Annotated in this window: 24 protein-coding genes; 17 read left to right on the top strand and 7 right to left on the bottom strand. The window is 62.3% G+C overall.

The window, feature by feature from the left end:
- Positions 1 to 381: 381 nt before the first annotated feature.
- The 7 genes from OH764_RS31555 (at position 382) to gltA (ending at position 6,361) form a co-directional block, all read left to right on the top strand.
- Positions 382 to 1,182 carry a GntR family transcriptional regulator gene (locus tag OH764_RS31555; protein WP_027780668.1) on the top strand — a complete coding sequence of 267 codons (801 nt, stop codon included), beginning with the start codon at positions 382 to 384 and terminating at the stop codon, positions 1,180 to 1,182.
- A 155-nt stretch (positions 1,183 to 1,337) separates the two neighbouring features.
- Complete coding sequence (gene sdhC, locus OH764_RS31550; RefSeq protein ID WP_440783612.1) at positions 1,338 to 1,751, top strand: succinate dehydrogenase, cytochrome b556 subunit; 414 nt, start codon at positions 1,338 to 1,340, stop codon at positions 1,749 to 1,751.
- 4 nt (positions 1,752 to 1,755) lie between these two features.
- Positions 1,756 to 2,124: a succinate dehydrogenase, hydrophobic membrane anchor protein gene (sdhD, locus tag OH764_RS31545; protein WP_110406629.1), complete on the top strand. Its 369-nt coding sequence runs from the start codon at positions 1,756 to 1,758 to the stop codon at positions 2,122 to 2,124.
- A gap of 4 nt (positions 2,125 to 2,128) precedes the next feature.
- Positions 2,129 to 3,904, top strand: coding sequence for a succinate dehydrogenase flavoprotein subunit (sdhA, locus tag OH764_RS31540; protein ID WP_498849837.1), 1,776 nt, complete (start codon positions 2,129 to 2,131; stop codon positions 3,902 to 3,904).
- Positions 3,905 to 3,928: 24 nt separating this feature from the next.
- Positions 3,929 to 4,633, top strand: coding sequence for a succinate dehydrogenase iron-sulfur subunit (locus tag OH764_RS31535; RefSeq protein ID WP_020071104.1), 705 nt, complete (start codon positions 3,929 to 3,931; stop codon positions 4,631 to 4,633).
- Between the two features lie 81 nt (positions 4,634 to 4,714).
- On the top strand, positions 4,715 to 4,987 hold the full coding sequence (locus OH764_RS31530) for an FAD assembly factor SdhE (protein ID WP_020071103.1): 273 nt from the start codon (positions 4,715 to 4,717) through the stop codon (positions 4,985 to 4,987).
- 72 nt (positions 4,988 to 5,059) lie between these two features.
- Positions 5,060 to 6,361 (top strand): citrate synthase, encoded by a 1,302-nt coding sequence (gene gltA / locus OH764_RS31525; RefSeq protein ID WP_317016816.1) that lies wholly within the window; start codon positions 5,060 to 5,062, stop codon positions 6,359 to 6,361.
- Between the two features lie 154 nt (positions 6,362 to 6,515).
- On the opposite strand, the gene OH764_RS31520 is transcribed toward gltA, so the two are convergent.
- Complete coding sequence (locus OH764_RS31520; RefSeq protein WP_498849931.1) at positions 6,516 to 7,607, bottom strand: cupin domain-containing protein; 1,092 nt, start codon at positions 7,605 to 7,607, stop codon at positions 6,516 to 6,518.
- 144 nt (positions 7,608 to 7,751) lie between these two features.
- On the opposite strand from OH764_RS31520, the gene OH764_RS31515 reads away from it, so the two are divergent.
- Complete coding sequence (locus tag OH764_RS31515; RefSeq protein ID WP_498849930.1) at positions 7,752 to 9,002, top strand: DUF1479 domain-containing protein; 1,251 nt, start codon at positions 7,752 to 7,754, stop codon at positions 9,000 to 9,002.
- A gap of 143 nt (positions 9,003 to 9,145) precedes the next feature.
- Here the strand turns inward: OH764_RS31515 and OH764_RS31510 are convergent, their stop codons facing one another.
- Positions 9,146 to 9,397 (bottom strand): GlsB/YeaQ/YmgE family stress response membrane protein, encoded by a 252-nt coding sequence (locus OH764_RS31510; RefSeq protein WP_214883518.1) that lies wholly within the window; start codon positions 9,395 to 9,397, stop codon positions 9,146 to 9,148.
- A 403-nt stretch (positions 9,398 to 9,800) separates the two neighbouring features.
- Between OH764_RS31510 and OH764_RS31505 the strand changes: the two genes are divergently transcribed.
- From OH764_RS31505 to OH764_RS31465, 9 genes are all read left to right on the top strand, one after another.
- The gene (locus tag OH764_RS31505) at positions 9,801 to 11,177 is read left to right on the top strand and encodes an amidase (protein WP_498849929.1); all 1,377 of its coding nucleotides are present in this window, start codon (positions 9,801 to 9,803) and stop codon (positions 11,175 to 11,177) included.
- A gap of 22 nt (positions 11,178 to 11,199) precedes the next feature.
- The gene (locus OH764_RS31500) at positions 11,200 to 12,081 is read left to right on the top strand and encodes a polysaccharide deacetylase family protein (protein ID WP_498849928.1); all 882 of its coding nucleotides are present in this window, start codon (positions 11,200 to 11,202) and stop codon (positions 12,079 to 12,081) included.
- Positions 12,082 to 12,149: 68 nt separating this feature from the next.
- Positions 12,150 to 13,487 carry an MFS transporter gene (locus OH764_RS31495; RefSeq protein WP_498849927.1) on the top strand — a complete coding sequence of 446 codons (1,338 nt, stop codon included), beginning with the start codon at positions 12,150 to 12,152 and terminating at the stop codon, positions 13,485 to 13,487.
- 18 nt (positions 13,488 to 13,505) lie between these two features.
- The gene (locus tag OH764_RS31490) at positions 13,506 to 14,261 is read left to right on the top strand and encodes an SDR family NAD(P)-dependent oxidoreductase (protein WP_498849926.1); all 756 of its coding nucleotides are present in this window, start codon (positions 13,506 to 13,508) and stop codon (positions 14,259 to 14,261) included.
- A 36-nt stretch (positions 14,262 to 14,297) separates the two neighbouring features.
- Entirely contained in the window at positions 14,298 to 15,056 is a 759-nt protein-coding gene (locus tag OH764_RS31485) for an SDR family NAD(P)-dependent oxidoreductase (RefSeq protein WP_498849925.1), read from the top strand.
- Between the two features lie 16 nt (positions 15,057 to 15,072).
- Entirely contained in the window at positions 15,073 to 15,372 is a 300-nt protein-coding gene (locus OH764_RS31480) for a hypothetical protein (protein ID WP_498849924.1), read from the top strand.
- On the top strand, positions 15,369 to 16,442 hold the full coding sequence (locus tag OH764_RS31475) for a CobW family GTP-binding protein (protein WP_498849923.1): 1,074 nt from the start codon (positions 15,369 to 15,371) through the stop codon (positions 16,440 to 16,442). Before OH764_RS31480 ends, OH764_RS31475 begins: the two co-directional genes overlap by 4 nt.
- 32 nt (positions 16,443 to 16,474) lie before the next feature.
- Complete coding sequence (locus tag OH764_RS31470; RefSeq protein ID WP_498849922.1) at positions 16,475 to 17,674, top strand: ABC transporter substrate-binding protein; 1,200 nt, start codon at positions 16,475 to 16,477, stop codon at positions 17,672 to 17,674.
- Between the two features lie 19 nt (positions 17,675 to 17,693).
- Positions 17,694 to 18,797 carry a GntR family transcriptional regulator gene (locus tag OH764_RS31465; RefSeq protein WP_498849921.1) on the top strand — a complete coding sequence of 368 codons (1,104 nt, stop codon included), beginning with the start codon at positions 17,694 to 17,696 and terminating at the stop codon, positions 18,795 to 18,797.
- A 37-nt stretch (positions 18,798 to 18,834) separates the two neighbouring features.
- Here OH764_RS31465 and OH764_RS31460 read toward each other — a convergent pair whose 3' ends face one another.
- From OH764_RS31460 to OH764_RS31440, 5 genes are read right to left on the bottom strand one after another with little or no spacing between them, the layout of a single operon-like run.
- Positions 18,835 to 19,602: an ABC transporter ATP-binding protein gene (locus OH764_RS31460; RefSeq protein ID WP_498849920.1), complete on the bottom strand. Its 768-nt coding sequence runs from the start codon at positions 19,600 to 19,602 to the stop codon at positions 18,835 to 18,837.
- Positions 19,599 to 20,489, bottom strand: a complete 891-nt coding sequence (locus OH764_RS31455) for an ABC transporter ATP-binding protein (RefSeq protein ID WP_498849919.1) — start codon at positions 20,487 to 20,489, stop codon at positions 19,599 to 19,601. Before OH764_RS31455 ends, OH764_RS31460 begins: the two co-directional genes overlap by 4 nt.
- A gap of 1 nt (position 20,490) precedes the next feature.
- Positions 20,491 to 21,405 carry an ABC transporter permease gene (gene nikC / locus OH764_RS31450; protein WP_498851337.1) on the bottom strand — a complete coding sequence of 305 codons (915 nt, stop codon included), beginning with the start codon at positions 21,403 to 21,405 and terminating at the stop codon, positions 20,491 to 20,493.
- Between the two features lie 58 nt (positions 21,406 to 21,463).
- On the bottom strand, positions 21,464 to 22,534 hold the full coding sequence (locus OH764_RS31445; RefSeq protein WP_498849918.1) for an ABC transporter permease: 1,071 nt from the start codon (positions 22,532 to 22,534) through the stop codon (positions 21,464 to 21,466).
- Between the two features lie 21 nt (positions 22,535 to 22,555).
- Entirely contained in the window at positions 22,556 to 24,163 is a 1,608-nt protein-coding gene (locus tag OH764_RS31440) for an ABC transporter substrate-binding protein (protein WP_498849917.1), read from the bottom strand.
- Positions 24,164 to 24,183 lie beyond the last annotated feature (20 nt).

The raw sequence follows: 24,183 nt of genomic DNA, 5'->3' as shown, positions 1-24,183 counted from the left end.
CCAGCCCGCACGCGAAAACTTTGGGGGCGGCCCGTAATTTCTCTGAGAGGGCGGGAGCGGACCAGCGAGGCGCCGCGTAGCCGCTGCACCGTGCGGGCTCCTGCAAACAGCGCGTTTCGGCGAGCGTCTGACCAACGAATGGCGGCGAATCGAAACCTGGACTGCGTGGGAACAGCATGGTGCAGAGTGGCTACCGGTGCGTTGCGGCGCTACGAAACGAATGCAGATCGCAACTGCCGAAAACCCCCGCAAACCCTTGCTCGACAAGGAGTGTAGGAGTCGGCAGACGCAAAGTCAACCTTATCTTATGTCTTATATAAGACACATCTATTACCGGGGAAACGCTGGACGCGGCCCAGCCCTTTATGATGAAATGCGCGCATGAATTCCAACCCGGCCAACACCACGAATCCGAACGGTCAAACGGCCGCCGGCGAAGGTGTATCCGCGAACGTCCCCGCTGCGTCGCCCACTTTTAGCCCTCTCTATCAACAGATCAAGGGGCTGATAACGCAGAGCCTCGAAAGCGGCGAATGGAAGCCTGGCGAGATCATTCCTAGTGAAGTCGAATTAGCGGCCAGATACAAGGTCAGCCAAGGCACGGTACGCAAAGCGATCGACGAACTTGCCGCCGAGAACCTCCTCGTGCGCCGTCAGGGGAAAGGCACGTTTGTTGCGACGCACAACGAAGATCGCGCACAGTTTCGCTTTCTCCGGCTACTGGCTGACGACGGCGCCGAGCATCCGCACGTGAGCCGGCTGCTCGAATGCCGGCGTCTGCGGGCGTCCGCGGAAATCGCCCGGCAACTCGATCTGAAGCCGGCCGATCCCGTAGTTCTGATCAAGCGTCTGCTGCAGTTCGACGGCGAAGTCACCGTGCTCGACGAAATCTGGCTACCTGGTGCGGTATTTCGCGGACTTACGCTCGAGCGGCTCTCGGAGTACAAGGGTCCCCTGTACGCGATGTTCGAGACGGAATTCGGCACCCGCATGATCCGCGCTACGGAGAAAATCCGCGCGGTCGCGGCAGAGCCGTCGGTGGCCGATCTGCTGCACGTGCCGCCGGGGTTCCCGCTGCTGTCAGTGGAGCGCGTGTCCTATACCTACGGTGACAGGCCGGTAGAAGTCCGGCGAGGTTGGTATGTCACAACCGGGTATTACTATCAGAACGATCTGAGCTGAATCGGGCTGAACGAAGGCGCTGCGTCTCGTGCGCGCGTCTTTTGACGGTGCCTTTATTGCGCGTGCTGCAACGGACCTGTCGGGGTTTTCGCTGCAGCGCGATATGAAAAGGCGCTAAAATTGCGGATTAGTGTGACTACAAGTAGGGGTCTAGCATGGCTGAAGCCGTAAAAAAACCGAGGCCGGAATTCCGGAACATCGGTATCGGGCAGATATTGACGGCGTATCGCCTGCCGCTTGCAGGGCGCGTGTCGATTCTTCATCGCTTGAGCGGTGGTCTGCTGTTTGTTTTCCTTCCGTTCCTGCTGTACCTCTTCGACCAGAGCCTGACTTCCGAACTGAGCTTCGAGGTCTTCAAGGGCTTTCTCTCCAACATCATCGTCAAGCTCATCACGCTGGTGCTGGCCTGGGCGTTCCTGTTCCACTTCTGCGCCGGCATCCGTCACCTCGTGATGGACACGCACCGCGCAGTCAACAAGGAAGGCGGCAGGCAGACCTCCATCGTCGTGTTCGTCGTGTCCTCGCTTCTCACGCTCGCCTTCGCGGCGAAACTCTTCGGAGCATTCTAAAAAAATGGCAGCCCCTAACCGAATCGGTCCGAAGCGTCTGGTCGTCGGCGCGCACTACGGTCTGCGCGACTGGCTCGCACAACGCATCACCGCGGTCGTGATGGCCGTCTACACGGTGATCCTGCTCGTGTGGTTCTTTGGCGCGCGCGACTTCTCCTACGAAGGCTGGGCCTCCATCTTCGCCACCCAGTGGATGAAGCTGGCCACCTTCGTCACGCTGCTCTCGCTGTTCTATCACGCGTGGGTCGGCATCCGCGACATCTGGATGGACTATGTGAAGCCCGTGGGCATGCGCCTGTTCCTCCAGGCGCTGACCATCGTCTGGCTGCTCGCGTGCGCGGGCTACGCTGCGCAGATTCTCTGGAGAGTGTAAAAGAATGGCTGCAATCAAGAATACTCTGCCGCGTCGCAAGTTTGACGTGGTCATCGTCGGCGCGGGCGGCTCGGGAATGCGCGCGTCGCTGCAACTGGCGCGCGCGGGGCTGTCCGTGTGCGTGCTCTCCAAGGTGTTCCCCACGCGCTCGCACACGGTCGCCGCGCAGGGCGGCATTGGCGCGTCGCTCGGCAACATGAGCGAGGACAACTGGCACTACCACTTCTACGACACGATCAAGGGCTCCGACTGGCTCGGCGACCAGGACGCGATCGAGTTCATGTGCCGCGAGGCGCCCAACGCCGTCTACGAGCTCGAACACTTCGGCATGCCGTTTGACCGCAACGCCGACGGCACGATCTACCAGCGCCCGTTCGGCGGCCACACCGCGAACTACGGCGAGAAGCCCGTGCAGCGCGCGTGCGCTGCGGCTGACCGCACCGGTCACGCGCTGCTGCACACGCTGTACCAGCAGAACGTTGCGGCCAAGACGCAGTTCTTCGTCGAGTGGATGGCGCTCGATCTGATCCGCGACGCCGACGGCGACGTGCTCGGCGTAACCGCGCTCGAAATGGAAACGGGCGAGGTCTACATCCTCGAAGGCAAGACGACGCTGTTCGCCACGGGCGGCGCGGGCCGGATCTTCGCGGCCTCGACCAACGCGTTCATCAACACCGGCGACGGCCTGGGCATGGCGGCGCGCTCGGGCATCGCGCTGCAGGACATGGAGTTCTGGCAGTTCCACCCGACCGGCGTGGCCGGCGCGGGCGTGCTGATCACCGAAGGCGTGCGCGGCGAAGGCGGCATCCTGCGCAACTCGAACGGCGAGCGTTTCATGGAACGCTACGCGCCGACCCTGAAGGATCTGGCGCCGCGCGACTTTGTTTCGCGCTCGATGGACCAGGAGATCAAGGAAGGCCGCGGCGTGGGGCCGAACAAGGACCACGTGCTGCTGGACCTGTCGCACATCGGCGCGGAGACGATCATGAAGCGTCTGCCGTCGATCCGCGAGATCGCGCTGAAGTTCGCCAACGTCGACTGCATCAAGGAACCGATTCCGGTGGTGCCGACCATCCATTACCAGATGGGCGGCATTCCGACGAACATCCACGGCCAGGTGGTGGGCACCGCGAAGGGTCACGAGGAGCCGGTCAACGGTTTCTATGCGGTGGGCGAATGCTCGTGCGTGTCGGTGCACGGCGCGAACCGTCTGGGCACGAACTCGCTGCTCGATCTGGTGGTGTTCGGCCGCGCGGCGGGCAACCACATCGTCAGGCACGTGAAGGAAATAAAGAACCACAAGCCGCTGCCGGCCGACGCGGCGGAGTTCGCGCTGTCGCGTCTGGCGAAGCTCGAGAGCTCGTCCTCGGGCGAGTACGCGCAGTCGGTGGCGAACGACATCCGCGGCACGATGCAGAAGCATGCGGGCGTGTTCCGCACCTCGGCGCTGCTCTCCGAAGGCGTGGAGGCGATCCGCGAGGTGGCCGCACGCGTGGACAATATCCACCTGAAGGACAAGTCGAAGGTGTTCAACACCGCGCGTGTCGAGGCGCTCGAAGTGGCGAACCTCATCGAGGTGGCGCGCGCGACGATGGTGTCGGCCGAGGCGCGCAAGGAAAGCCGCGGCGCGCATGCGCAGAACGACTTCGAGCATCGCGACGACGAAAACTGGCTGCGCCATACGTTGTGGTTCAGCGAAGGCGACCGCCTCGACTACAAGCCGGTGCACATGCAGCCGCTGACGGTCGAATCGGTGCCGCCCAAGGCGCGGACCTTCTAAGGCACAGATCAAAGGAATTCAGAAATGGCCAAGCGTACATTTGAAATCTACCGCTACGATCCGGACCGCGACGCGGCGCCGCGCATGCAGTCGTACGAGATCGAGATCGACTCGCACGAGCGCATGCTGCTCGACGCGCTGGTGAAGCTGAAGGCGCTGGACGAGACGCTGTCGTTCCGCCGTTCGTGCCGCGAAGGCGTGTGCGGTTCGGACGCGATGAACATCAACGGCAAGAACGGTCTGGCGTGCCTGACGAACCTGAACGACCTGCCGCAGAAGATCGTGCTGCGTCCGCTGCCGGGGCTGCCGGTGGTGCGCGACCTGATCTGCGACTTCACGCAGTTCTTCAACCAGTACCACTCGATCAAGCCGTACCTGATCAACGACACGCCGCCGCCGGAGAAGGAGCGTCTGCAGTCGCCGGAAGAGCGCGACGAGCTCGACGGGCTCTACGAATGCATTCTGTGCGCGAGCTGCTCGACGTCGTGCCCGAGCTTCTGGTGGAATCCGGACAAGTTCGTGGGCCCGGCGGGTCTGCTGCAGGCGTACCGCTTCATCGCGGACAGCCGCGACGAGGCCACCGGTGAACGGCTCGACAATCTGGAAGACCCGTACCGACTGTTCCGCTGCCACACGATCATGAACTGCGTCGACGTCTGCCCGAAAGGACTGAACCCGACCAAGGCAATCGGCAAGATCAAGGAATTGATGGTGCGTCGCGCTGTCTAGGATGAATAACCTTACGCTCACAATCGTTCGCTGCCTCAACGGGCGGTCAGTACGCTTGTGAGCGGCCCGGTACGTACTGACATGAACGAACCATCGCATCAGTCCGACCCTCTCCGCCGCGCACGCCTTCGCTGGCGCGCACGACGAGGCCTGCTGGAAAACGATCTGATTTTTGAACGTTTTTTCAGCCGATATGAGCATGACCTCAGCGATGCAGATGTGGGCGCACTTACGCGCTTGCTCGAGCTGAGCGATAACGACCTGATGGACTTGCTTCTCGCGCGCAAGGAACCTGAAGGCGAGCTTGCCGACCCGGATGTGATCCGGGTCCTGGAGCTGCTGCGCAACGCTTGAGCGCCGCGAGTGCGTTGTTCCAGGCGTGCAATTATCGAAACCCTGTTTACATACTTCGATTGAGGATGTGCTATGACCCCGTCAGATGTTAAAGCCACGCTATCGTTCAGCGATAACTCGCCGAGCGTTGAAATGCCGATTTACAAGGGCACTCTCGGCCCGGACGTGATCGACATCCGCAAGCTGTACGGCCAGACTGGCAAGTTCACGTACGACCCTGGCTTCATGTCAACGGCGGCGTGCAATTCGGCGATCACCTACATCGACGGCGATAAGGGCGAACTGCTGTACCGCGGCTACCCGATCGACAATCTCGCGGAAAACGCCGACTTTCTGGAAACGTGCTACCTGCTGCTGAAGGGCGAACTGCCCAACGTGCAACAGAAGGACGAGTTCGTGAAGACCGTCACGAACCACACGATGGTGCATGAGCAAATGCACTTCTTCTTCCGCGGTTTCCGTCGCGACGCGCACCCGATGGCGATTCTGGTCGCCGCAGTCGGCGCACTGTCGGCGTTCTATCACGACTCGCTGGACATCAACAATCCGCGTCACCGTGAAGTTTCGGCGATCCGCATGATCGCGAAGCTGCCGACGTTGGTCGCCATGGCGTACAAGTACAGCATCGGTCAGCCGTTTGCGTATCCGCGCAACAACCTGTCGTACAGCGCGAACTTCATGCACATGATGTTCTCGAACCCGTGCGAAGACTACAAGGTCAACGACGTGCTGGTGCGCGCTCTCGACCGTATCCTGATCCTGCACGCGGATCACGAGCAGAATGCATCGACGTCGACCGTGCGTCTCGCCGGTTCGTCGGGCGCGAATCCGTTCGCGTGTATCGCAGCCGGTATCGCATGTCTGTGGGGCCCGGCGCACGGCGGCGCGAACGAAGCCGCGCTGAACATGCTGGAAGAAATCGGCTCGGTCGACAACATTCCTGAGTTCATCAAGCAGGTGAAGGACAAGAACTCGGGCGTGAAGCTGATGGGCTTCGGTCACCGCGTGTACAAGAACTACGATCCGCGCGCGAAACTCATGCGCGAAACCTGCCACGAAGTGCTGAACGAACTGGGCCTGCACGACGACCCGCTGTTCAAGCTGGCCATGGCACTGGAAAAGATCGCGTTGGAAGACGAATACTTCGTGTCGCGCAAGCTGTACCCGAACGTCGACTTCTACTCGGGCATCGTGCAGCGTGCGCTGGGCATCCCGACGTCGATGTTCACGTGTATCTTCGCGATGGCTCGCACGGTCGGCTGGATTGCACAGTGGAACGAAATGATCGCCGATCCTGAACAGAAGATTGGCCGTCCGCGTCAACTGTTTATCGGCGACACGCAACGTGAAGCGAAGCCGATTGCGCAACGCTAATCGGGTTTGAATTTGCCTGCCCATAGCAAGAGGTTTGCTGTGGACAAAGGCGAATGCTAAGGCTTTAAGAGAAAACGCCCCAACGGGTTACACCGTTGGGGCGTTTTTATTTTGGCGCGTATGTCTGCCGCAAGCCGTTCGTCGTGTGCGCAGTTCAAGCCGATGGCGTACTTCGTTGCCGTCGTCCCGATCTTTCGAGCGACGGCGGGCGCGCCTGCAGGTTGTGCGGCGCCGTGCCCGCATCTTTCGGCGGGTGGCCGTGGGTTTCGAAGAAGCGTCGATACGCGCTCGGCGTCATGCCGCGCGCGGACAGAAACTGTCGATTGAAGTTGGCCAGGTTTGGAAAGCCGGCTTTCGTGGCAATCAGCGCGATGGGCCACGCGGTGTCCGTCAGTTGCCGCGTTGCGTAGCCGATCCGCAAGCGGCTCAGATAACGCCCCACGCTTTCGCCCAGATGTCGCACGAAGTAGCGGTGCAAGGAGCGCTCCGACAGGTTGGCCACCTCGCACAGTTCCGCGACGCGCAGCGGCTCGTGAAAACGCCTGTCGAGCAGATCGAGCACGCGGTTCAGACGCTCTGCCTCGGATGCGCTGCCGCCCGGTGTCGCGCGCGCTGGGCCCGCGAGTGACCGCTTTCCCGCTTCCGTCGAATTGGCCGAGTTGGTGGATCGGTCCCGTCTGCCGGACCGCATCGCGTTATCGCGCTGTACGCCGTGTCCTCTCGTTCCGTCTCTATGCGCAGCCGGCGACGCCAACGGCTCGGATTCCGAGTCCGCGAGTTGCGCCAGCACGTCTAGCGCGGCGCCAAGCCGCACGCGCGGCGACTGGTCGAGCAACGCTTCCATTCGCTCGCGCATTAGCCTCGCGGCCTCGGTGGAGAACCTCAGCCCCGGCGCGGCGCGCCGCAGCAGCGTGCGCAGCGACGCGAACTCGGGGCAGCAGTCCGCCATTCGGCGAGCCCAGTCGCCGCTGAACCACACGACGATCGCCACCTGAGGCGCGCTGGCATCGATCGGTTCAGTCGACGCCCACGTATGCGGCATGTCCGGCGGCACGAGCACGAGATCGTCGCCGCTGTAATCGGCGATGTGATCGCCAATGAAGCGGCGGCCGCGACTATTCATCGTCAGCGTGAGTTCGTACTCGGGATGGTGGTGCCACTCGAACGGTATCTGCGAGAGCTGCCGGTGGTAGACGCGGACCGAGCAGCCGTCGGGAATGGTGACGCGTTCATATTGAGGTTTCACGCTGGTCTGCCTGGCCGCACGACGGGAGGCGCGGCAATGTCTGAATTGTATCGATATCTGGCCATTAACCATGTTTCGCGACGCCCAAACGTCCTTACTCTTCAAATCAGACAGCACCACACAGACCGCTCAAGGAGACAAACCATGCCACTTATCATCGACAATCTTCCGGAGGCGGTTCGCGCCACCAAGCGCGCGTTGCGAGCCGCGCTGCCGAACTACAAGCAGGTGTTCAACGAAGTGGAGGGCGCGATCCGTCGACAGGTCGACGCGATTCAGCGCGACCGCGCGCAGGGACGCGATGCGATTCCTGTGTTCGACTATTCGTCAGTTGTTTCCGGCGACGTCGATCCAGCCACGATCCATGGCATCAAAGCTCGCGGCGCATGCGTCGTGCGGGGCGTTTTTGACCGGGAGCAGGCGAGCGACTGGAACGACGAGATCACCCAATACGTCGAGCGCAACGACCTCGACGCCAAACTCGCACATCGCGCGGAAGACCGGTATTTCGGCAACCTGTCGTCGAGCAAACCGCAGATTTACGGCATTTACTGGTCGAAGCCGCAAACAGCTGCCCGTCAGTCGGAACAACTAACGAACACACGAGTGTTCCTGAATCGCCTGTGGACGTCGGAAAGCGAAGGCAGGCGGCACTTCGATCCCGAGCGGGTGCCGGTCTACGCGGACCGCATTCGTCGTCGGCCGCCCGGTTCCGAGTCGCTGGGTCTGTCGCCGCACGTCGACGGCGGCTCGGTCGAGCGGTGGCTCGATCCGAATTTTCAGAAGGTGTATCGGCATGTGCTGACCGGCAATTGGCGGGAGTACGATCCGTTCGACGCGGCGTATCGGCCGGATGTTCAGGAAATCCCATCGCCGGCCGTGTGCTCGATGTTTCGTACTTTCCAGGGCTGGACCGCGCTGACGCCGCAGGGTCCCGGCGACGGCACGCTGCAATTGATTCCGATTGCGAACGTCATGGCCTACGTGATTCTGCGCGCGCTGCAGGACGACGTTCCCGACGACGAACTGTGCGGGGCTCAACCCGCTCGCGCGCTGTCGATCAAGCCGGAGTGGCACGGCTTGCTGCTCGAAGCGGTGACGCCGATCCCCCACATGCAGCCGGGCGACGCCGTGTTCTGGCACAGCGACGTCGTCCATTCGGTCGAAGACGCGCACCGCGGCAACGGCTACAGCAACGTGATGTACATTGCGTCCGCGCCGTGGTGCGCAAAAAACGAGGATTATCTGAAGCGTCAGTTACCGAGCTTCTTGCGCGGCGAAAGTCCCCCCGATTTTCCGGCCGACCACTTCGAGACGGACTTTATCGGACGGGCGCAGGAAAGCGATTTGACGCCGCTTGGGCGCGCGCAACTCGGTTTCGATCTATCGCGCTGAGCCGTCGAATGCGAGGCGGTCAGCGAACCGCCTCGCCAGATCGAATCTCGCTCGTCGGTTGAACTGGCTAGGCTGCCGGGCCCGCTCTCATCCGGAGCGGGCCCGTTCGCTATCGCCAACGTAAGCGCGTCATGCGCGATCGATCAGGTCCGCCGGCGCACCATGCCATAAATGACCAGCAGAATGATCGCGCCGATCACCGACGCAATCCAGCCCGCCGCCTGACCCGGTTGATACCAGCCGAGCGCACGCCCGATATAGCCCGCAATCAGCGAGCCGGCAATACCGAGAATGATGGTCATGATGAGCCCCATCCTGTCGTCCCCAGGCTTGACCGCCCGTGCAATCAATCCGACCACGAGCCCTACGATCACCGTACCGATGAAGGAAAGCATGCTGACCTCCCAAGAGTGTGAGTACTACCGTTTTCATTAACTACGGGCTGCTTCGCTGCCGCGATGCATTTCCGAGCATACAGGCGAGCCGGCGGTCCATGTGTGCCGGTTCGCGCGTCGCATGCTTCAGCAACAACCGCGCCTCGGTTCATTGCCAACGAAATCCGATCTGCGAGACGGCGTAGCTCATTGTTCTACTTGATAGGCAGGACCTGCGACGGAATCGCCGGAGCGGAGAAGCGGACCACGTGATGCTACGGGGAAGGACGGTGCAGTTCATCCGCACGATGAGCGGTCCCTGTGAAAAGACAGCAACCAGGGTAATCCCTGTGTTGCTGTTTTTTTTTGACCTCGTCACCGTAAACGTATGTTGTCAACGAAGTACATTCTGAGTGAGAACTGAATGAATGTTTCATCCTGGGACCGGTGCAGCGCCGTCGGCCTTGCTCAAACCTATCGCGAAGGCTCGGCCAACGTCGAAGGTGTCGTGCGTGAGGCGATTGACCGGGCACGCGCTTGCAACGCTGCCTTCATCGACGTGACTGAGACTCGCGCGCTCGAGGAGTCACGCGCTGCGGCCGCCCGTTGGCGCGAAAAGCGCCCGGCCAGCGCGCTCGACGGCGTGCCGATTGCCTGGAAAGATCTGTTCGATGTCGCGGGCACCGTCAGCACGGCGGGCTCGGCACTGTTCCGCGGCCGGCCGCCTGCCACCGCAGATGCACCGCTGGTCGCCGCGGGCGCGCGTGCAGGCTTCGTGTGCATCGGCAAGACGAACCTCAGCGAGTTCGCGTATTCCGGGCTCGGGCTTAATCCGCACTTCGGTACGCCGTTCAATTCCGCTTTCGATGCGACAGTCGAAGGCGGCGGGCATCGGGTTCCGGGCGGCTCGTCGTCGGGCGCGGCGATTGCCGTCGCTGCGGGCGTCGTGCCGATCGCGGTCGGCACGGATACGGCCGGCTCGATACGCATACCTGCCGCGCTGAACGGCGTGGTCGGATACCGCGCAAGCAGCGCGCGGTATCCGCAGCAAGGCATGATCGGACTCTCGAAATCGGCCGATACCTGCGGACCGCTTGCACGCAGCGTTGCCGATTGCGCGGCGTTCGACGCCGTCGTGCGCGGACGCGAGGTGCCTCGCGCGCTCGCCGATTTGCGTGGACAACCTTTCGTCGTGCCGCTGGGCTGGGAATCGCGCTTCGCGGTGACGAACGACGTCGGCGACAACTTCATGCGCTTCGTGGCGCGTCTGTCGAAGGCCGGCGCGCGTATCCAGCAAGTGCGTGTGGGCGCCTTCGATGCAGCATGCGAGCTCATCGCGACGCGGGGCTGGATCGGCTCCCTCGAAGCGTTCGAGGCCTATCGCAGCGTGCTCGACTCCGAAGATGCCGAACGCATTGACCAGCGCGTGCGTACGCGGCTCGAACTGAGCCGCGACGTGCCGGCGTCTCGGCTTGCCGAATTGCTCGCAGAGCGCGGCCGCCTGCTCGGCGAATTCGGCGACGAAATCGACGGCGCTACATTGCTCTTGCCGACCGTCCCCCATGTCGCGCCGGAATGCGCGCCGCTCGAAGCGGACCCGCAGCGCTTTGCAGCCGTCAATGCCGCAACGCTGTCGATGACCATGCCCGGCAGTTTTCTCGACACCCCCGCCTTCGCGATGCCAACCGGCGCTGACCCGGCGGGACTGCCTACTAGCGTGCAACTGATGCGCGCGCAGAACGACGACGATGCGCTCATCGCGCTCGCGCTGGCCGTCGAACAGACGGTCGCCCTCGATTGATTTGCTCAAAGGAGAACTGAAGATGGCTAAGGAAATTCTGATCGCATTCGGCATCGACGTGGATGCGGTTGCGGGCTGGCTCGGCTCATACGGTGGCGAAGATTCGCCCGACGACATCTCGCGCGGTCTGTTCGCCGGTGAAGTCGGTTCGATGCGCCTGCTCAAGCTTTTTGAGCGCGAAAAAATCAAGACGACCTGGTTCATTCCCGGGCACTCGATCGAAACCTTCCCCGAGCAGATGAAGGCGGTGGCCGATGCCGGACACGAGATCGGCATTCACGGCTACAGCCACGAAAACCCGATTGCGATGACGCCCGAGCAGGAGGAAGCGGTGCTCGATCGCAGCATCGATCTCGTGACCAGGCTGAGCGGCAAGCGGCCGACCGGCTACGTCGCGCCGTGGTGGGAATTCAGCAACGTGACCAACGAACTGCTCGTGAAAAAGGGCATCAAGTACGACCACAGCCTGATGCACAACGACTACCACCCGTACTACGTGCGCGTGGGCGACTCGTGGACGAAGATCGACTACAGCAAGCATCCCGATACATGGATGAAGCCGCTGCAGCGCGGACGCGAAACGGATCTCGTCGAAATCCCGGCGAACTGGTACCTCGACGACCTGCCGCCAATGATGTTCATCAAGAAGGCGCCGAACAGCCACGGCTTTGTCAATCCGCGAGACATCGAACAGATGTGGCGCGACCAGTTCGACTGGGTGTATCGCGAACACGACTACGCCGTGTTCCCCATCACGATTCATCCAGACGTCTCCGGCCGCGCGCAGGTGCTGCTCATGCTCGAACGCCTGATTGCCCATTTCCGCGAGCACGAGGGCGTGCGCTTTTGCACCTGTGACGAAATCGCCGAGGACTTCCTGCGGCGTCAGCCTCGTCAATCCTGATCACAACACCAAGTCGACCAACGCGAGTCCCGACCATGTCCACTCCCGAGCTCCGAAGGAGCGCCACGATGAAAGAAAACCCTTTGTATGCTTCCGGTTTCAAGCTGGAGCAGATCCTGCCGTCCGACGTGAAGCGGGCGACCGTAGTAGCGTTCTTCGCGTGGGTGTTCGCCGTTTATGACTTCATTCTGTTCGGCACGCTGCTGCCGGAAATCGGCAAGCACTACGGCTGGGATGCCGCGGCGCAGGCGGAAATCGCTACGCTGGTCGCCGTCGGCACGGCGGTGATCGCGTTCGCGATCGGGCCGTTACTCGACAGGCTCGGTCGTAAAGCCGGTCTGCTGTGGACGGTTGCGGGCGCGGCGCTGTGCTCGGGGCTCACGGTGGTCGGCGGGGCGATGGGACAGGTACCGCTCGTATTGATCCGCTCATTGTCGGGCCTCGGTTACGCCGAAGAGACCGTCAATGCCACCTATCTGAACGAGCTTTACTCGGCTGCCAACGACCCGAAGCTCAACCGCAACAAGGGCTTTATCTACAGCCTCGTGCAAGGCGGATGGCCGATCGGCGCGCTGATCGCGTCCGGACTCACCGCGCTTTTGTTGCCGCGCATTGGCTGGCAGGGTTGCTTCGTATTCGCGACGTTTCCCGCCATCGTCATCTTCTTCATGACGCGGCGCCTTAAAGAAAGCCCGCAATTTCTGCTGCATAAGCGCATCAAACAGCTGCGTGAAACAGGACAGGACGGCGAAGCTCGCACGCTCGCGAGCGTGCATGCGGTCGATTACGAAGAGCATAGCCGCGCCGGTCTCGCCGAAGCGTTTCGTGGCAATGCGCTACGCGCGACGCTCGTTCTCGGCGGCGGCATCCTGCTCAACTGGTCGGCTATTCAGGTGTTCAGCGTTCTCGGCACGACGGTGCTGACGCGCGTGCATAACGTTTCGTTCGAGAATTCCCTGCTGATTCTCGTGTTGTCGAATGTGATCGGCTATTGCGGTTATCTAAGCCACGGCTTCATCGGCGACAAGATCGGCCGGCGCAATACGCTCGCCATCGGCTGGATGCTCGGCGGTCTTTCGTTTGCCGGCATGCTGTTCGGTCCGAGCAGCGCCGGCGTCGTGGTGGCGCTCTATAGCCTGGGCCTGTTCTTCCTGATCGGACCGTACTCGGCGGCGTTGTTCTTCATTGGCGAGAGCTATCCCACGGCCATCCGCGGCACGGGCAGTTCGATCGTCCACGCGATGGGTCCGATCGGCGCCATCCTCGCCGGCGTGGGCGTGACCTGGATGCTCAATCATGGCGGCGACTGGCTGCACGCGGCGCTGTGGTTCGGCGCGGTGCCGTGTTTCTTATCCGGCGTCCTCATTCTTTTCGCGCGGCACGTCAACCCTGCCGAAACCAGGTAATCCGACAGGAGAATCTCTGTGAAAGTAGCTTTAGTAACGGGCGCCGCGAGCGGCATTGGGCAGGCGCTCGCAGTAGCGTATGCCCAAGCCGGCGTCGCCGTGGTCGGCGGGTATTTTCCTGGCGACCCGCACGACCCGCAGTTGACCGTACAAGCCGTCGAGCAGGCGGGCGGCCAATGTCTGATGCAGGCCGTCGATGTCACCTCGGCGGAGCAGGTCGAGGCCTTCGCGTCCGCGGCAATGGAACGCTTTGGCCGTATCGACTACGCGGTTGCCAACGCGGGCCTGCTGCGCGCATCGCCGTTGGCGGACATGAGCGACGAGCAGTGGCATCAAATGCTCGATGTCGATCTGTCCGGCGTCATGCGCACGTTTCGCGCCGCAGCGCGCCACATGCAGGACGGTGGCGCAATGGTCGCGGTGTCGTCGATCGCCGGCGGAGTGTATGGATGGGAGAACCATACGCATTACTCGGCGGCCAAAGCGGGCGTGCCTGGATTGTGCCGTGCCGTGGCGATGGAACTCGCGCCGCGCAACATCCGCTGTAACGCCGTGATTCCCGGTCTCATCGAAACGCCGCAATCGCTCGACGCGGTCAATTCGCTCGGCCCGGACGGCCTGCGCGAGGCGGCCAAGGGCATTCCGCTTGGACGTGTCGGCAGGCCGCAAGAGATCGCGTCGCTGATCCGCTATCTGACGAGCGACGACGCTTCATACATCACCGGGCAGTCGATCATCGCGGACGGCGGTCTCACCGTGCGGTGGCCCGGCTAGGCCTTCGTTCAGGACACACACAGGACACACATCAACATGGCATCAATGTTCTCACTCGACGGCCGCCGCGCGGTCGTCACGGGTGCGGCGAGCGGCATCGGCGCCGCCATTGCGCTCGCTTACGCACAGGCCGGCGCGCGCCTCGTGCTCGCCGACCTGAACGAGGCCCGGCTCGCCGCTCATGCCGACGCCTGCCGCGCAAGCGGCGTGGAGGTTCAAACCATCGTCGCCGATGTGGGCGACGAGACGGGCGCGCACGGCATCGTCGATCGCTGCCTCGCGGCTTATGGTGGCATCGACATCCTCGTCAACAACGCGGGCATGCTGACGCAGGCCCGCTGTACCGATCTCACCACCCAGATGTGGGACGACATGCTGCGCGTCGATCTGCGCAGCGTCTTCCTTTGCTCGCGGCGCGCGCTGCCGTCAATGACCGCGCAACGCTGGGGCCGCATCATCAACGTGGCGTCGCAACTCGGCATTAAGGGCGGCGCCGAACTCACGCACTATGCCGCGGCGAAAGCCGGCGTGATCGGCTTTACGAAATCTCTCGCGCTCGAAGCCGCTCCCGACAACGTGCTCGTGAACGCTATCGCGCCGGGTCCGATCGAGACGCCCCTCGTGGATGGAATCAGCGCATCATGGAAGGAAGCAAAGTCAAAGGAATTGCCGTTGCGACGCTTCGGCCGTGCAGACGAGGTCGCACCGACCGCCGTGCTGCTCGCCTCCGACCCTGGCGGCAATCTGTTCGTCGGACAGACGCTCGGCCCTAATTCCGGCGACGTCATGCCCTAAACGGTGGAGAGTGCAAATGTGCGGCATGTGCGGATTGCTCGGCGGCGGGCGTCACTGGTCCAACACCGTGGCAGCAGGCGAAAGCGTGAGCGCGCGGCGGCAGCGGTATGTGCAGGTCGCGCATGCGAACCGGGTGCTCGAAAGCTTTCGGCTTAAGCTCGTGGATTTTCACGGGCAATCGTTCGTGCTGTCTTCGCCGACCGGCGCGCAGATCATCGTCGAAGATTTCATGCAGATATGGAAAGCCGCCGAGACCATGCTGGGCCGTCCGCTTGACCCGCTCACGATGTTCGCCGAAGACGAGGCGCAGCCATGAGCCTCGCCTATGACGTGATTCCGGTGACTATCGTTACGGGCTTTCTCGGCAGTGGAAAGTCCACCTTGCTCGCCGACGTTCTCAAGGGCGATGCCGCGCGCGATACGGCCGTGCTCGTCAACGAGTTCGGCGAGGTCGGGCTCGATCACCTGCTGATCGGCGAGGTAGATGCGCAGACCGTACTGCTCGATAACGGTTGTGTCTGTTGTGCGATACGCGGCGAACTGAAGGAAGCGCTCGCCACGCTGTTCTCGCGGCGCGCTCGCGGCGAGGTGCCGCCGTTCTCTCGCGTCGTACTGGAGACAACCGGTCTCGCGACGCCCGCGCCGATCGTTGCGACGCTGCTCGGCGACCGCGTGATATCGAGCCATTATTCGATCGGCGCGATCGTTACGGTGGTCGATGCCGTCAACGCCGATCAGCAACGTGCGCGGCATCCGGAATGGCTTGCGCAGGTGACGGCTGCAGATCGTATTGTCGTCAGCAAGGCTGATCTTGCCGGCGATGCCGCTCTCGCTTTGCTCGAACGAACGCTCTCACAACTGAACCCGGCCGCGAGCATCACACGCCGCACGTGCGCCGACGACGCGTCGGTCATACTAGACCCGGCGGCGAACGAGCACGACTTCGGGGACTTCATCCGGCGCACGGGCATGACCGCACGAGAGTCCCGCCAGGCAGACAGTCCCCTCGCGGGACTCAACGCGACGCCGGCGCACCGTCAAGGGCTTGCGGCGCTGCAAGCGTTTTGCATCGAGTTCGACGAACCTCTGGACTGGCCCGTCTTCACGCTGTGGCTGACGCTGCTGCTTAATCGCCACGGTGATAACATTTTGCGAGTCAAAGGCATTCTCGCGCTTGCCGGCGCGGACCAACCGGTGGTGCTGCATGCAGTGCATCATCTCGTGCATCCTGTTCTGCATCTGGATGCATGGCCAGACGCCGGCAAGCATGAAGCGCCTCGTTCGCGCCTTGTCATCATTGCGCAAGGCCTCACGCGAGACGCGGTTGCCGCATCCTACCGGCGCCTGTGCCGGCATCTTCAAACAGCCGAAGCCCTAATAGATTGAAATCCGCCCGTCCGAGCTTGCCCGCCCCTGCCGTGCACCCATCCAGGGTCGAACTGCGCGTGCTCGGCACGACCGTTACGCTTCAGGAGCACATCCGCAAACGAGCCGAGCAGGATCTGGGCATCCGGCTGCGCTTCATCGTTCAGGATGGCGGCGCCGTGCAGCGGGACGGCGCGATGCACCCCGACCGCTATGAGCTCTACGACCAGTGGTTCCACAGTCTCGATTGCCTGTGGCCGACTCATGCGCTGCAACCCATAGAACTTGCGCGCATTCGCCGCTGGGACGAAGTCAACGTGCTGCCGCGCACGGGACGCATCGGCCGCGCGCCCGCACGGCATGCGACGGGAAAGCTCAGTGGTGCGGGCTGCACACCTGCCGACCGCCTCTACGTTCAGCCGGACGGCTCGCTTGCTCGCAAGCCGAGCGAGCGCATTAGCATGCTGCCGCTCACGCACAATGCGGACAGCTTCGTCTATCTGGAAGATGCGATACCTGCTTCGCTCACCGTAGGCGAAGAGAGTTGGGCCTGGCTGCTTGCGCCCGAACTCGCCGGCCGCGTCGCACTGCAGGCGGATGCAGCAATCGGCGCGATCGATGCGGCGCTTGCCGTCGAAGCCAGCGGGCTCATGCGCTTCGACGACATCGGCAATCTGAGTATCGAGGAAATCGACGGGCTGATCGCAATTCTGATCGACTTCAAGCGGCGTGGGCATTTCGCAGGGTTCTGGTCGAGCTTCGCCGAAGCCGCGCAACTCATGATCGCTAACAAGGTGGCGATTCAGAGCATCTGGTCGCCTGCCACCGTCGAACTGGAACGCGCGGGTCTCAAGTTCAGGCTCGCGCGGCCACGTGAAGGGTATCGGGCGTGGTTCGGGGGCATCGGCATATCGCGGCTCGCGCATGGTCGCGTGCTCGACGCCGCTTACGAGTATCTGAACTGGTGGCTTGAGGGCTGGGCTGGCGCGACAGTCGCGCGGCAAGGCTTCTACATTTCGAATCCCGAGCGCTCGCGGGCACATATGGAAGCCAACGAATGGGCATACTGGTACGATGGTGCGCGCGCGTCGGCCGATCTCCCCGGTCCCATAAGCAAACATCTCGTGCCCGCGGGCCAGATGCGGGACGGGGGCAGCTACGTCGCGCGTATGAGCCGGGTCGCCGTATGGGATTCGGTGATGGATGAGCACAATTACCTGGTGCGCCGCTGGACCGAGTTCATGCGGTCCTGACGGCGAAGTTCGTTTGACGATGACAAGACGCGCAGGCGCTTCCCGATCTTCCCGCTCACATCCAGCCGCGCATCGGCCGGCGGCGCCGCTGACTGTGGACCCGGTCCATCCGACCGAGTCCGCGGAGGTATCGCCCGAAGCCGACAACCGGTTGCGCTACCGCGTGATTCACGATCGGCTCAAGTCGGCCATTGCGCTCGGCAATATCGCGCCAGGGCTCGTGCTGCTGGAGGGGCCGGTCGCGCGCATTTTCGGCACGAGCCGCGTGCCGGTAAGAAAGGCCTTCGAGATGCTGCATGCCGGCGGCCTGCTGCTCACCTTCGAAGGACGGGGCTATCTCGTGGCGAATGCAGACGGCAGCGCGGCCGAGCCGCTGCGCGCGCCGATCTCCGAAGAGACGCTGGGCTTCGACCGCCCCTCCGAACCGCTCGATATCCCTTCGAACAGCGAGCGCATTTACGATTCGCTAGAGGCCGCCATCTCGCTTGGCATCGTGTTCGGGCATTTTCGTATCGACGAAAGCAATGCGGCCGAGGTTTTCGGCGTGAGTCGCGGAACCGTGCGTGAAGCGCTCAACCGGCTGCGTGACCGCGGTTTGGTCGAGAAGTCCGCGTACTCGCATTGGCTATGCGGACCGCTCACCGCTCGCGCCGTGCGGCAGGATTACGAGTTGCGCACGTTGCTTGAGCCGGCGGCACTGCTGGCGAGCGCGCCGTCACTGTCGCGTGACCAGCTCGAAGCAGCACTGCGCGACGTCGAGCGCGCGATAGAAGACCCGGATTCAGTCGATGCAAGCACGCTGTACCACCTGGAAGTCACGCTGCACGATACGTTCCTGAGCGGCGCGCCGAATCGCAAGCTGCTCGCGACGATCAGCCAGGCGCATATGCCGCTGATCGTGAATCACGCTTTTTACGATGCCTTCCGGCTGCATCCGGAGATGAGCACGCTCACGGAGCACCGGACCGTGATCGAACTGCTGCTGCGCGGGGAGTTCGCCGCGGCGTCGACGGCGCTCGCCGTGCACCTTCGACATGGCGAAACGCGTACCCGTCAACGATTGAAGGTGCTCGCCGTGCTGCCCGATCCGGATCTGCCTAGTTACATGCAGCGGATTGCGTAAGGGCTGAAGGCGGGCGATTTCTGCCGGCATTTTTCCTTCATAACGACGCGTCCACGCCGAATGCTTCCGCGACCTTACGCTGATAACCGCCTGTCGCGAGCAACAGGCTGCGCGAGTACTCGCTCTCGACCTTTTGCGCTCGAATGCTTTCTATAGGGAGCTCTTCTACGATCTCTCCATTGCGCATGATCGCCACGCGCGAGCACAGAAAGCCGACCACAGCGAGATTGTGACTGACGAGGATCATCGTCAGATTGCGCTCGTGATGCAGGCGCTTCAACAGGTTGAGAATTTCGGCTTGCACCGAGACGTCGAGCGCGGAAGTCGGTTCATCCAGCAGCACGATGCGCGGTTCGACGATCAACGCTCGCGCGATCGCCACCCGTTGCCGTTGCCCTCCCGACAGTTGATGCGGGTAGCGAAAGCGAAAAGACGGATTCAGGCCTACTTCGCGCAGCGCGTTCACGATTCTCGCTTCATGATCGCCAATGCCGTTGATACGTAGCGGCTCGCGCAGCGTCTGATCGACGGTGAAGCGCGGATGCAGCGAGCCATATGGGTCCTGAAACACCATCTGCACGTCGCGCTTGCGCATGTCGCGATCCGAACCGGCGATATGCAGGGACCCCTCTGCAACGGGGGTGAGTCCGCTCAGCGCGCGAAGAATAGTCGATTTGCCGGAGCCCGATTCGCCTACCAGACCGAATACCTCGCCTGCGGCGACATGAAAGCTTGCGCCGCGAACCGCATCGACGAGTCCGGTGGCCGTCTTGAAGCGAACGGTCAGTGCATCGACGCGAATCATAACGGCGCTCCTTGCTGTTCGCTTAAGTCGTTGAGCCACGCCGAGTCGCGCGAGAGCACGGGCAACTCAACGGGCGGATCCACAAGCGGCGGGTTCGCGGCAAGCAGCCCGCGGGTGTACGGATGTTGGGCGTTGACCAGATCGCGCGCCGCGCAGGTTTCAATGACGCGACCGGCGTACATCACCACCACGCGATCGCAGAACGACATGACGAGCGGCAAGTCGTGACTAATGAAAATAAGGCCTGTCTGGTGCTTTTCGATGAGTTCATCGAGCACGGCCAGCACCTGCATGGAGACCAGCACATCGAGCGCGCTCGTCGGTTCATCTGCGATCAGCAGGCGTGGACCGGTCGAGACCATCATCGCGATCATCACGCGTTGCCCCATGCCGCCTGACAACTCGTGCGGATACGAGCGGGCGACGCGTTCAGGGTTGCGAATATGCACGGACTCGAGCGCCGCGACGACCTTTGTCCGCATTTCACGACGGCCAAGCTTTGGATCACGCAGCGCGAAGGCTTCGCGCATCTGCTGCTCGACTGTCATGACCGGATTGAGCGAATACTTCGGGTCTTGCAGGATCATCCCCATTTGCGAGCCGCAAAAACGACGGCGTTTATGGGCCTGCATCGCCAGCATGTCCTGACCGTCAAAGCGTAGCGCTTTGGCCGTGCAATGTGCGGCGGGCGGCAACAAGCCGAGCAGGGCGCGGCCTGTGAGCGATTTGCCCGAGCCCGATTCGCCCACAATGCCGAGTCGCTCGCCCTTTTTTAACGTGAGCGACAGGCCGCGTACCGCTTCGTTCAGCGTGCCGTCATGCGCGCGAAACGCGATGCGCAGGTCGTCGATTTCACACAGCGGATGGGCCGCTTCGCTCGTGTGCATGTCAGTCTCCATGACGCGGATCGAACACGTCGCGCAGCCCGTCACCGAGCAGGTTGAACGCGAGGCTGACGAGCAGAATCGCGAAGCCCGGTATCGTGGCGACCCACCATGAATCGAGCAGCACGTTGCGCCCGGAAGCGACCATGAAGCCCCATTCGGGACTCGGCGGTTGCGCGCCAAGCCCGAGAAAGCCGAGACCCGCGACGGTCAGAATGATGCCCGCCATGTCGAGCGTCGCTCGCACGATCACAGACGACATGCATAGCGGCACGACATAGCGCAGCAGGATGCGCAGATTCGACGCGCCTTGCAGACGTGCCACCTGGATGAAATCGGCCTGCACGAGTCTCAAGGTTTCGGCGCGAGCGAGACGCGCATATGCGGGCCACGCCGTGATGGAGATTGCGATCACGGCATTGATCACACCGGGTCCCAGCGCTGCGGCGAAGGCGAGCGCGAGCACGATTTTCGGAAACGCCAGCGCGATGTCGGTTATGCGCATCAGCACGTTATCGATCCAGCCGCCGAAGAAGCCCGCTGTCGTGCCTATCATGAGGCCAATCGGCACCACCACGACGACGACGAGTATGGCTATCGACAGAGTGAGGCGCGAGCCGTAGATGATGCGCGAGAGAATATCGCGCCCAAGCTGGTCGGTGCCGAGCCAGTGCGATGGCGAGCCCGGCGGCAGCAGCCGGTCCGACAGCACCTGACGCAAAGGATCATGCGGGGCGATCCACGGTCCAATGATCGCGACGATCACCAGCGCCATCAGAATCGCAAAACCGAATACCGAAAGGGGGTTGCCTGCGAAACGCCGCCAGCGTCGATAGGCGAGGCCCAACGCTGCCTGTTTGCGCGACGCGGGCGTGTCGGTGAGCAGCCATTGCTTCCACGTTAGGCGCGCGGCATTCATCGGCCAGTCCTGCGTCGAATGTTCAAGAGGATGACGCACGTCGAAAGTCTCCGTTGCATCAGCGGGCGCGTGGATCGAACACGCGATAGAGCGCGTCGGTGAGCAGATTCAACGCGATGAAAGTGGCACCTATCACAAGCGTGCTGCCGAGCACGGCGTTCATGTCGGCATTGAGCAAGGCACCCGTCAGATACGACCCGATGCCGGGCCACGCGAATACGATCTCGGTCAACACCGAGCCCTCCAGCAGGAAGCTATACGAAAGCGCGATCACCGTGAGCAGCGGCACGGCGATATTGCCGAAGGCGTGCACCCACACGACGCGCCGCTCCGGCACGCCTTTCGCGCGCGCCGTCGTGATGTACTCCTGGTTCAATTGATCGAGCATGAACGAGCGCGTCATCCGGCTCAGGTACGCGACGGAGTAATAGCCGAGTATCGCCGCGGGCAACGCGACGTGCGAGATGGCATTGAAGAACACATCCCATTCGCCGGCCATTAGCGAATCGACGAGCAGGCTGCCTGTGCGCGGCTCGACCATGCCATCGAACACCGGGTCCAATCTCCCAGGACCCGACACCCAATGCAGCTTCGCATAGAACAGCAACAGCCCCATCAGCCCGAGCCAGAAAACAGGCACGGAACTGCCGATGAGGCCCACGAAGCGCGCAACGTGATCGATCCAGCGGTTATGGCGCGTCGCGGCCACGACGCCGAGCGGCACGCCGACCAGAACGCCGGCGATGGTCGCGAGGGTGGCCAGTTCGAGCGTGGCGGGAAACACGCGCCGAATGTCGTCGAGCACTGGATTAGCTGTCAGCAGCGACACGCCAAGGTTGCCGTGCAATACCGCATTCACGTAGATCAGAAATTGCTCGACGAGAGGCTTGTCCAGACCCAGCTGGATGCGCGCAGCCGCATAGGCGGCGGCCGACGCGCGATCCCCGAGTATCGCGAGTACCGGATCGATTGGCACCTTGCGGCCGATCACGAACGTTACAGCGAGCAGACCCGTGAAGGTGATGGCGAGCGTCAGTGCCCAGCGCAACAGGCGCAGCGTCCAGCGCACGCTCGCGCGGCGAGCGGACGCGGCACGAATGCGGTCGATAGGAGTCAACGTTGTCGACATGGTTCGGACGCCGCCGGGCGATTACTGCTTCTTCACGTGCAGGTAAGACACCAGGTCGTTGATCGGCCCAACTTCGAGCCCCGACACGCCGGGCCGCATCGCTACCTGCGATACCTGCTGGAACATGATGACGAACGGCGACTGGGCGAGCATTTCCTTCTGCATCGCCTGATAAAGCTGCGCGCGTTTTGCAGTGGACGATTCGGCGAGTGCGGCATTGGTTTCTTTCGTCAGACCGGCGATGTCCCACGAATTGCGCCATGCGAGCATCTTGTACGAGGACTTGTCGGAGTTGTCCGGGTTCCACGCGAAGCCCTGCGCATTGCTGTGCGGGTCGATGTAGTCGGCAGACCATTCGCCGATGTAGATGTCATGCTGGCGCGCGCGATACTTGGCGAGCGTCTGCTTGTTATCGCCCGGAATGATGTCGACCTTGATGCCGGCTTGAGCCAGATTGGCTTGCACTGCCTGCGCGATCTCGTTGTACGGATAGGCGCTACGCACGTCCATGGTCACGTTGAAGCCGTTCGGCAAGCCCGCTTTGGCGAGCAATGCCTTTGCCTTTGCGACGTCCTGGTGATAGGGGTTGCTGTTGAGCGCGCCCAGAAAGCCTTCTGGCAAAAACGTTTGATGAACCTTATAGGTCGTCTTCACCACGTTCGTCTGAATGCCGTTGTAATCGATCAGCCACTTCATTGCTTCCTGCACTTCGGGCTTCGCGAGATTCGGGTTCTTCACGTTTAAGCCGAGATACAGCAACGTGGCTTGCGGCACGGCCGTCACGTGAGCTTTGTTCGACTTCGTCAATGCGGCGAGGTCGTCCGGGCTCAGATTGCGCGCGATGTCTGCGTCACCATTTTCGAGCAGCAGGCGCTGGCTCGATGCTTCAGGAACATGTCGCAGCACGATGCGCTTCATGGCGAGCGGCACGCGGTAATCGTCGTATTTCTGCAGAATGATGCTGTCGTTAGCGGTCCATTTGACCAGCTTGTAGGCGCCCGACCCAGCTTCGTTCGTGCGCAGCCACTCGTTGCCGAAGTCATTGCCTTTCTGATGGGACATCAGCAGTTTTTTATCGAGCACGGAAGCGGGCCACGCGCCGAGAACGTTCAGCACGAAGGTCGGCGCGTACTTCTGATCGGTCGTGATACTGACCGTTGAATCGTCGATCTTTTTGACCTTGTCGAGCGCGTTCTCTTTGGTAAGTCCGATGCCTTGCAGCACGGCGGCAGCGCCTTTGTCGAGAAGCACGCAGCGCTGAATCGACCATGCGACGTCATCGGCCGTCAGAGGGTTGCCGGAGTGAAACTTGAGACCGGAGCGGATCTTGAAGGTGAATGTGAGTCCGTCGGGGCTCACGGTCCAGGATTGCGCGGCGTCGCCGTTGAATTTCGAGGGGTCTTTCAGGTCGACCCGCACGAGGCGGTCATAGGTGTTCGCGACATATTCTTCCGGTACCAGTTCGTAGACCTCGCCGGGATCGAGCGTCGAAAATTCGTCGAGCGTCGTGGCCATGACAAGCATGTCTTTCGGCGTCGCCGCGAGCGCGCTGCCTGTCATCGAGAGGGAAAACGTCAGGGCGGATGCCACCGCGACCGCTGCCAGCGCATTGCGCAAAACCAGATTCATACTCGCTCCGTGTGTAAAGG

Origin of the sequence: Burkholderia sp. M6-3 (genome assembly GCF_050858985.1) — a bacterium.
GTDB classification, from domain to species: Bacteria; Pseudomonadota; Gammaproteobacteria; order Burkholderiales; family Burkholderiaceae; genus Paraburkholderia; species Paraburkholderia caledonica.
Note: the sequence above shows the minus strand (reverse complement) of the source record. Positions and strands in the feature narration are given on the sequence as shown.